The following is an 8846-nucleotide window of genomic DNA, read 5'->3' as shown; positions in this document are numbered from 1 at the left end:
AGGGCGTTGCGGGTCGCGGCGGGCCCGCAGTAGTAGAAGTTCGGCTGGGCCTCGTAGCGCACGCCCAGTTCCCGCTCGCCGTGCTTGCGGGCGGCCTCGGCCTGCACCGACGGCGAGGGCCGCTCGGCGGCGGCGGCGAAGGGAAGGGCGACGGCACCGCCGGTGACGGCGAGGCCGGCCACGGCCAGCGCGGTCTTCTGCAGGATGTCGGTACGCATGATGATCAGAACCTTTCGATCGGGGGACACGACACACGCCGTGAGGGGGTGCGGTGCGCCGTGGAAAGGAAGGTCGTTCCCGCGTGCCGGCGCCGGGAGGGCGGCGCGGGTATGCCATGTTCAACCACCCGGCCCGGCCGGCGATTCCGCGACCAGGGTGGGCCCGACCACGGGACGCCCGCCGCTCAACCGGGACGGTCGGACACGACCGGGACGCGACGAAGCGGACATCTGGTCGATGACCGGGCGTCCGGGCGGAGACGCCGCCGCGCAGGGCAGGGGCGTAGCGGGCACGCTGTCGAGCTGATGTCGTAAACGACTCAGCCGCTCCTACCCGTCCAGCGCCTTGCCGGGAGCGTGGCGCCCGGGGACCGACGACGAGAGCGCGACGCCACAGGACCCGAGGGGTCGTCCCGGCACGAGCGCGGCCGGGCCCGCGGACCGGGTGCTCCTGTGGGCCGGCGCCGGCCAGGACCCGGGCAGCCGGCCCGGCGGAGGGGTGGTCAGGCGGACGGGGCGGCCGCGGGATCCTCCTCGGGGCCGCGCTGGGCCGGGATCGCCGGTGCCGAGCCCGCGGGGACCGGAGCCTCCGCCGGCCAGGGCACCTCGGGCGAGCGGTGGAAGGCGATGCCGGCGGCGGCCCAGCGCGGACCGTGCCCGGCCAGCCGATCGCGGAACCGGTCCCAGTCGTGCGTGTCGCGCGGGGACCAGCCCAGTTCGGCGAGGGCGGGCAGCCGGGGGAAGAGCATGAACTCGATCTCCGCCCGGGAGGTGACCGACTCGGTCCAGAGCGGCGCCTCGACGCCCAGCACCGCCGACTCCGGCACGCCCGTCACGTGCGTCGCCGGCTCCCACTCGTACGCCCGCCGCACGTCGATGAGGCCGGCCCAGTCGTGCCCGATCGGGGTGTCCACGGCGTACTTCATGTCCAGGTAGGCGTGGTTGCCGGGGGAGAGGATGAGCCGGGCGCCGCGGCCCACCGCCTCGGCCGTCGCCGGGTCGTCGCGGTCGGTGCCCCACCAGTGGAGCACCCGGCCGTCGGCGTGCCCGGCCGGGGCGATCTGGTGCCAGCCGACGAGGCTCTTGCCGAGGCCGGCGACGATCTGCTGCACCCGCTCGACGAAGCCGGTGTACGCCTCCCCCTTCACCTTGAACGCCTCGTCGCCGCCGATGTGCAGCCACGGACCGGGGGTGAGCGCGGCGACCTCGGCCAGCACGTCGGCGACGAAGTCGTACGTCCGCTCGTTGGCCGGGTCGACGTAGCTGAAGCCGACCTCGGTGCCGGTGTACGGCGTGGGAATCATCCCCGTCGGCGCCAGCTCCGGATACGCGACCAGCGCGGCGTTGGTGTGCCCGGGCAGGTCGATCTCCGGCACCACGGTGATGTGCCGCTCGGCCGCGTAGCCGACGATCCGCCGGTAGTCGGCCCGGGTGTAGTACCCGCCGGGGCCGTCGCCGACCTCGCCGATCCCGCCCACGGCGGCCAGCCGCGGCCACGACTCGACCGCGATCCGCCAGCCCTGGTCGTCGGTGAGGTGCAGGTGCAGGTGGTTGAGCTTGTACCGGGACAGGTGGTCGACCACCCGCAGCACGTCCGCCACGGGGAAGAAGTGCCGGGCCACGTCGAGCATCGCGCCCCGGTACGCGAAGCGCGGCCGGTCGGTGATCGAACCGCCGGGCAGCGCCCAGCGCTCGGCGACCGGGGTGCGGCTCTCGACCGCCGGAGGCAGCAGCTGGCGCAGGGTCTGCACGCCGTGCAGCAGCCCGGCCGGCCCGGCCGCGGCGATCCGCACCCCGGCCCGGGCCACGTCCAGGTGGTAGCCCTCCGGCCCGAGCGTGTCGTCGTCGACCAGCACCAGCGCGATGCCGCCGGCCGGCTCCGGGTGGGCGGAGTCGGTGACCGGCAGCGCGTAACCGGTGGCCGGGCGCAGCAGCGCGGCGAGCTGCTCGGCGACGGCCAGCGCCGCCGGGTCGGCGCTGACCCGGATCACCGCGTCGGGGGTGAGCACGTGATCGGCGTCGGGGTCGGGGCGGACCTGCTCGGGGGCCGGCACCACGTCGCCGAGGCGCGCCGGGGCCGGCGGGGCGAGCAGGTCGCCGGCGGTACGGGCGGCGGTGCGCGCCAGGTCGGCGGCGGCCGGCTCGCGCAGCGGCAGCCGGTCCTGGTCGGCGGCGGCCGGCTCGCGCAGCGGCCCGTCCTGGTCGGCGGCGGAGGGGAGGGTGGACACGGCGGCGGCTCCCGGGGGTGTATTTGCGGCGGTTATGGCAAAGGTGAAGTTCACCGAAACGCGTGTCATCAAGGGTACGAGGGAGGCCGGAATTGCGTGATCGTGCTCATGGAAGCGTTCCCAGAAACCGGCACGAACGCGGATAGTCGTGATGGCTGTGCCTATTGTCACCGAACGGTCCCAGCCCACCCGATGTTCGCTTAACCTTCGCCCACCGGCCGGCGCGGCACCGGGATTACCGGTGCCCGGCCTCGGGGTATGGGAGCAACTGAACCTTCGTTAAGTGTCGGACCGGCGCGCGTGGGAGGCTCTGGTGGCAGCGCAAGAGACGGCGGAACACAAGTACGTCTACGACTTCGCCGAGGGCAACAAGGGCATGAAGGACCTGCTCGGCGGCAAGGGGGCCAACCTGGCCGAGATGACCAACCTCGGCCTGCCCGTCCCACCCGGTTTCACCATCACCACCGAAGCGTGCAAGGCCTACCTGGCCACCGGATCGGAGCCGGCCGGGCTGGCCGACGAGATCGCCGCCCACCTGGAGTCGCTGGAGCGGGAGATGGGCCGGCGGCTCGGCGACCCGGAGGACCCGCTGCTGGTCTCCGTCCGCTCCGGCGCCAAGTTCTCCATGCCCGGCATGATGGAGACCGTCCTCAACGTCGGTCTCAACGACCGGAGCGTGGTGGGCCTCTCCGCCCAGGCCGGCGGCAACGACAGGTTCGCGTGGGACTCCTACCGTCGCCTGATCCAGATGTTCGGCAAGACCGTCTGCGACGTGCCGGGCGAGGAGTTCGAGCACGCGCTCGACGACGCCAAGCGCGCCAAGGGCGCCACCAACGACCTGGACCTGGACGCGGACGACCTGCGCGGCCTGGTCGACGCGTACAAGAAGATCTTCACCAAGCACACCGGGCGGGAGTTCCCGCAGGAGCCGCGCGAGCAGCTCGACCTGGCCATCCGCGCGGTCTTCGAATCCTGGAACGCCGAGCGGGCGGTGCTCTACCGCCGGCAGGAGCGGATCCCCGCCGACCTGGGCACCGCGGTCAACGTGGTGTCGATGGTCTTCGGCAACCTCGGCCCCGACTCCGGCACCGGCGTCGCCTTCACCCGGGACCCGGCCAGCGGCGCGCAGGGCATCTACGGCGACTATCTGGCCAACGCCCAGGGCGAGGACGTGGTCGCCGGTATCCGCAACACCGTGCCGTTGCAGGAGCTGGAGCGGATCGACAAGAAGTCCTACGACGAGCTGCTCGACTACATGGCCCGGCTGGAGGAGCACTACAAGGACCTCTGTGACATCGAGTTCACCATCGAGCGCGGCAAGCTCTGGATGTTGCAGACGCGGGTCGGCAAGCGCACCGCCGCGGCGGCCTTCGTCATCGCCGGGCAGCTGGTCGACGAGGGCCTGATCGACCTGGACGAGGCGCTGCACCGGGTCAACGGCGCGCAGCTGGCCCAGCTGATGTTCCCGCGCTTCCAGCTCGACCACGAGTTCCAGCCGGTCGCCAAGGGTATCGGCGCGTCACCGGGCGCGGCGGTGGGCAAGGTGGTCTTCACCTCCGCCCGCGCGGTCGAGCTGGCCGCCCAGGGCGAGGACGTGATCCTGGTCCGCCGGGAGACCAACCCGGACGACCTGAACGGCATGATCGCCGCGAAGGGCATCCTCACCTCGCGGGGCGGCAAGACCAGCCACGCCGCGGTGGTGGCCCGGGGGATGGGCAAGACCTGCGTCTCCGGCGCCGACGAGCTGGACATCGACATCCCCCAGCGGCGGTTCACCGTCGCCGGGCGGACGGTCAGCGAGGGCGACGTCGTCTCCATCGACGGCACCACCGGCAAGGTCTACCTCGGCGAGGTGCCGGTCATGCCCTCCGAGGTGGTGCAGTACTTCGAGGGCAGCCTCGACCCGGAGCACATCGACAACGCGCTGGTCCGGGCCGTACACCGGATCATGACGCACGCGGACGGCAAGCGGCGGCTGGCCGTCCGCACGAACGCCGACACCGGCGCGGACGCGGCCCGGGCCCGGCGGTTCGGCGCCCAGGGCATCGGCCTCTGCCGCACCGAGCACATGTTCCTCGGCGACCGGCGCGAACTGGTCGAGCGGCTGATCCTGGCCCGCGACGAGACCGAGCGGGACGAGGCGCTCGCCGCCCTGCTCCCGTTGCAGCGGGCCGACTTCATGGAGATCTTCCGGGAGATGGACGGGCTGCCGGTCACCGTCCGGCTGATCGACCCGCCGCTGCACGAGTTCCTGCCGCCGCTGGAGCAGCTCGCGGTCAACGTCGCGGTCGCCCAGGAGCGTGGCGAGGACGTGGCCAAGGAGGAGGCGCTGCTCGCCGCCGTCCGGCGGATGCACGAGGAGAACCCGATGCTGGGTCTGCGTGGCGTACGCCTCGGCCTGGTCATCCCCGGCCTCTTCGCCATGCAGGTCCGGGCCATCGCGGAGGCGGCGGTCGCGGTCACCCGCGACGGCGCGGCGGCCAAGCCGGAGATCATGGTGCCGCTGGTCGGCGCGGTGCAGGAGCTGGAGACGGTCCGCGCCGAGGCCGAGAAGATCATCGCCGAGGTGGTCGGGGACAGCGGCGTCGAGGTGCTGATCGGCACGATGATCGAGGTGCCCCGGGCGGCGCTGACCGCCGGGCAGATCGCCGAGGCAGCCGAGTTCTTCTCCTTCGGCACCAACGACCTGACCCAGATGGCGTGGGGTTTCTCCCGGGACGACGTCGAGGGCGCGTTCTTCTGGCGCTACCTGGAGCTGGGCATCTTCGGCATCTCGCCGTTCGAGTCGATCGACCGGGAGGGCGTGGGCCGGCTGGTCCGGATCGCCGCCGAGGAGGGCCGGGCGGCGCGCCCGGGGCTGAAGCTCGGCGTCTGCGGCGAGCACGGCGGCGACCCCGAGTCGGTGCACTTCTTCCACGAGGTCGGGCTGGACTACGTCTCCTGCTCGCCGTTCCGGGTGCCGGTCGCCCGGCTGGAGGCCGGCCGGGCCGTGGTCGAGACGACCGGCTCCGACAGCCGCTGACCCCCGATTCGTACGCCTCCGGCGGCGGGCCCGGTTTCCGGGCCCGCCGCCGGCCGGGTTTCGGAGCCCGTCGGCGCCACCGGCGCCCCGGCGGGGCGATCCCCGCCGGACCAGGGGTCAGACGGGTGGCCGGCGCCAGGTGGCGTGCGGGTGCCGGGTGGGCAGGGTGGCCATCGGGGTGCGCGTGGCGAGCGGGCCGTGCGTGGCCGGCAGCGCGGTGGCGCCGACCGGGCCGCGCCGGCCGTCCAGCGCGGAACCGGCCCGGCGGGCGACCGCCCGGGCGTCGGCGTGCAGCGCCTCCAGGTCGGCGGCGGCCCCGGCGATCAGGGTGAGCAGCGCGCTGTGCCCGGCCGGGTAGGTCACCACGCAGCCGGCCGAGGTGCGCACCACGGACTCGCGGAACTCGCCCTGGCGCACCGTGTCGGCCACCCGGTGGCCGAGGCCGAAGCTGGCCGCCGCGAGGGCCGCGAGATGGGTGGCGTCCGTCGTGGGCAGGTCGCTGGAGATGAGCAGGCCGTCGGTGCCCGCCAGCACCGTGCCGGCGACCTCCGGGCGGCGGCGGCGCAGCCCCCGCAACTCCGTTCCCACCGTGTCCTCGTCCACGCGCGTCTCTCTCCCACCGTCGGGTCACCGGTCAGTCGTCACGTTCCGCATCCGAGACGCTACCGGTGGACAATGCCGTCCCGCGATCCCGTGACCGTCGGCGATCGGCCGACAACTCTCGTCTGATCGGGGGTTGTGGGCGTCCGTACGGCACGTCGCCGGCGCGCCGTGGCGGCCGTCCGGGCGTACCCTGATCGACATGAGCAGCGCCTGGGAGAGCCTGACCGTCGATGCCCGGGATCCGGCCCGTCTCGCCCGTTGGTGGGCCGAGGCGCTGGGCTACCAGGTGGTCACCGAGAAGCCGGACGAGGTGGAGATCCGCCAGTCCGCCGACCGGCTGCCCGGCATCGTGTTCGTGCCGGTGCCCGACGGCAAGGAGGGCAAGAACCGGCTGCACATCGACCTGCGCCCCAGCGACCAGGAGGCCGAGGTCGAGCGGCTGGTGGACATGGGCGCCCGGCACGTGGACGTGGGGCAGGGCGACGTCGGGTGGACCGTGCTCGCCGACCCGGAGGGCAACGAGTTCTGCGTGCTGCGGCAGCGTGACTAGGCCGGTGGCCGGTTGAGTGGCCAGCCCGGGGCCGGCCGGTCCGGTGTGGACGATCCGCCCGACGCCCGGCGCCGGGTCGAGGAGCCGCCGAAGGACTCGGCCTACGGCCGGTCGCCGTACGAGCGGGACCGGGCCCGGGTGCTGCACTCGGCGGCGTTCCGGCGGCTCGCCGCGAAGACCCAGGTGCACACGGCCGGCACCGACGACTTCCTGCGTACCCGGCTCACCCACTCGCTGGAGGTCGCCCAGATCGCCCGCGAGATGGGCGCCCGGCTGGGCTGCGACCCGGATGTGGTGGACACCGCCGGGCTGGCCCACGACCTCGGCCACCCGCCGTTCGGGCACAACGGCGAGGCCGCGCTGGACCAGCTCGCCGCGGCCTGCGGGGGCTTCGAGGGCAACGCGCAGACGCTGCGCGTGCTGACCCGGCTGGAGGCCAAGGTGCTGGCGCCGGACGGCTCCTCCGCCGGGCTCAACCTGACCCGGGCGTCGCTCGACGCGGTCGCCAAGTATCCCTGGCCGCGCCGTCCCGGTCAGCGCAAGTTCGGGGTGTACGCCGACGACCTGCCGGTCTTCGGCTGGCTGCGCGCGGGCGGCCCGGGCGACGACCGGCGCTGCCTGGAGGCCCAGGTGATGGACTGGGCCGACGACGTGGCCTACTCCGTGCACGACGTGGAGGACGGCATCCACGGCGGCTACCTCACGCTGCGCCCGCTGCTGACCGACCCCGACGAGCGGGCCGCCCTCTGCGCCGACGTCGCCGCCACCTACTCCGGCGAGTCCCCGGCCGACCTCGGGGAGGTGCTGGTCGACCTGCTCGCCGACCCGGTGCTCGCCCCGCTCGCCGGATACGACGGCAGCCACCGGGCACAGGCCGCGCTGAAGGCCACCACCAGCGTGCTGACCGGCCGCTTCGTCTCCGCAGCGGTGGCCGCCACCGAGCGGCGGTTCGGCGCCGGCCCGCACCGGCGGTACGCCGCCGACCTGGTGGTGCCGCGGTCGATCCGGGCCCGGTGCGCGCTGCTCAAGGGCATCGCGCTGCGGTACGTGATGCGACGGCCGGGCGCGCGGAGCCGGTACGAGCAGCAGCGGGAGATCATCGGCGATCTGGTCGCCGTGCTGGCCGACCGGGCGCCGGACGCGCTCGACCCGGTCTTCGCGCCGCTCTGGCGGGCCGCCCCGGACGACGCCGGCCGGCTGCGGGCGGTGGTCGACCAGGTGGCCTCGCTCACCGACCCGGCGGCCGTCGCCTGGCACACGCGGCTGGTGGGTGGTGGTGCCCCGGTCGGGGGCGTCATCAACTTAGGCTAACCTAACTGGTATGACGGAGCGCGCCAAGAAGGTCACGACCGCCCGGGTGCTGCGCACCGGGCGGCCCACCCCGCACCTGATCCGGCTGGTGCTCGGCGGCGAGGAGCTGGCCGGCCTGCCGGTGGGCGAGTTCACCGACCACTACATCAAGATCCTGTTCCCGGTGCCCGGGGTCGACCACCCGGACCCGGTGGACCTGGCCGCGATCCGTCGTGACCTGCCCCGCGAGCAGTGGCCCCGGCTGCGCGCGTACACGGTGCGGGCCTGGGACCCGCTGGCCGGGGAACTGACCGTCGACGTGGTGCACCACGGCGACGAGGGGCTGGCGGGCCCGTGGGCGGCCGCGCTGCGCCCCGGCGACCCGGTGCGCTTCGTCGGCCCCGGCGGGGCGTACGCACCGAGCCCGGACGCCGACTGGCACCTGCTGGTCGGCGACGAGAGCGCGCTGCCGGCGATCGCCGCCGCGCTGGAGCGGCTGCCCGTCGGCGCCCCGGCCGTCGCGTTGGTCGAGATCGCCGATCCGGCCGAGGAGCAGCGGCTGCTCAGCCCCGGCGCGGTGCGGCTGAGCTGGCTGCACCGCGGCGACCGGCCGGTCGGCGAGGCGCTGGTGGCCGCGGTCCGCGCGCTGGAGTTCCCGCCCGGCGACGTGCACGCCTTCGTGCACGGCGAGGCGACCTGGGTCAGGGAGCTGCGCCGGCTGCTCCGCCTCGAGCGCGGCGTGCCCCGGGGCCGGCTCTCCATCTCCGGCTACTGGCGCCGCGGCATGGACGACGAGGCGTGGCGCTCCACCAAGCCCGACTGGAACCGCCAGGTCGAGGCCGAGGAGTCCAGCGCCGTCACCGCCTGACGGCGCCCCACGTGACGCCGCCCCGCGCGGGCCGCGGTCCTGCTCCGGACGGCTGACTTTCGCGCGA

General features: G+C 74.2%; 6 protein-coding genes and 1 pseudogene. 4 read left to right on the top strand and 3 right to left on the bottom strand.

Annotated elements, in window-relative coordinates; genetic code table 11:
- Together AC1WTP_RS21240 and AC1WTP_RS21235 are read right to left on the bottom strand one after the other, a co-directional pair.
- Window positions 1-218: pseudogene (locus tag AC1WTP_RS21240) on the bottom strand (C39 family peptidase); the annotation flags it as partial.
- A 503-nt stretch (window positions 219-721) separates the two neighbouring features.
- Window positions 722-2515 carry a beta-N-acetylhexosaminidase gene (locus AC1WTP_RS21235; RefSeq protein ID WP_481651011.1) on the bottom strand — a complete coding sequence of 598 codons (1794 nt, stop codon included), beginning with the start codon at window positions 2513-2515 and terminating at the stop codon, window positions 722-724.
- Between the two features lie 244 nt (window positions 2516-2759).
- On the opposite strand from AC1WTP_RS21235, the gene ppdK reads away from it, so the two are divergent.
- Complete coding sequence (gene ppdK, locus AC1WTP_RS21230) at window positions 2760-5468, top strand: pyruvate, phosphate dikinase (protein ID WP_481651000.1); 2709 nt, start codon at window positions 2760-2762, stop codon at window positions 5466-5468.
- A 117-nt stretch (window positions 5469-5585) separates the two neighbouring features.
- On the opposite strand, the gene AC1WTP_RS21225 is transcribed toward ppdK, so the two are convergent.
- Window positions 5586-6071 (bottom strand): roadblock/LC7 domain-containing protein, encoded by a 486-nt coding sequence (locus AC1WTP_RS21225; RefSeq protein ID WP_481650999.1) that lies wholly within the window; start codon window positions 6069-6071, stop codon window positions 5586-5588.
- Window positions 6072-6270: 199 nt separating this feature from the next.
- Between AC1WTP_RS21225 and AC1WTP_RS21220 the strand changes: the two genes are divergently transcribed.
- From AC1WTP_RS21220 to AC1WTP_RS21210, 3 genes are read left to right on the top strand one after another with little or no spacing between them, the layout of a single operon-like run.
- Complete coding sequence (locus AC1WTP_RS21220; RefSeq protein ID WP_481650998.1) at window positions 6271-6621, top strand: VOC family protein; 351 nt, start codon at window positions 6271-6273, stop codon at window positions 6619-6621.
- 45 nt (window positions 6622-6666) lie between these two features.
- Window positions 6667-7932, top strand: a complete 1266-nt coding sequence (locus tag AC1WTP_RS21215; protein ID WP_481651010.1) for a deoxyguanosinetriphosphate triphosphohydrolase — start codon at window positions 6667-6669, stop codon at window positions 7930-7932.
- A 10-nt stretch (window positions 7933-7942) separates the two neighbouring features.
- A complete protein-coding gene (locus AC1WTP_RS21210; protein ID WP_481650997.1) occupies window positions 7943-8779 on the top strand; it encodes a siderophore-interacting protein in 837 nt (278 codons plus the stop codon).
- Window positions 8780-8846 lie beyond the last annotated feature (67 nt).

Source organism: Micromonospora sp. R311, assembly GCF_056780015.1.
Note: the sequence above shows the minus strand (reverse complement) of the source record. Positions and strands in the feature narration are given on the sequence as shown.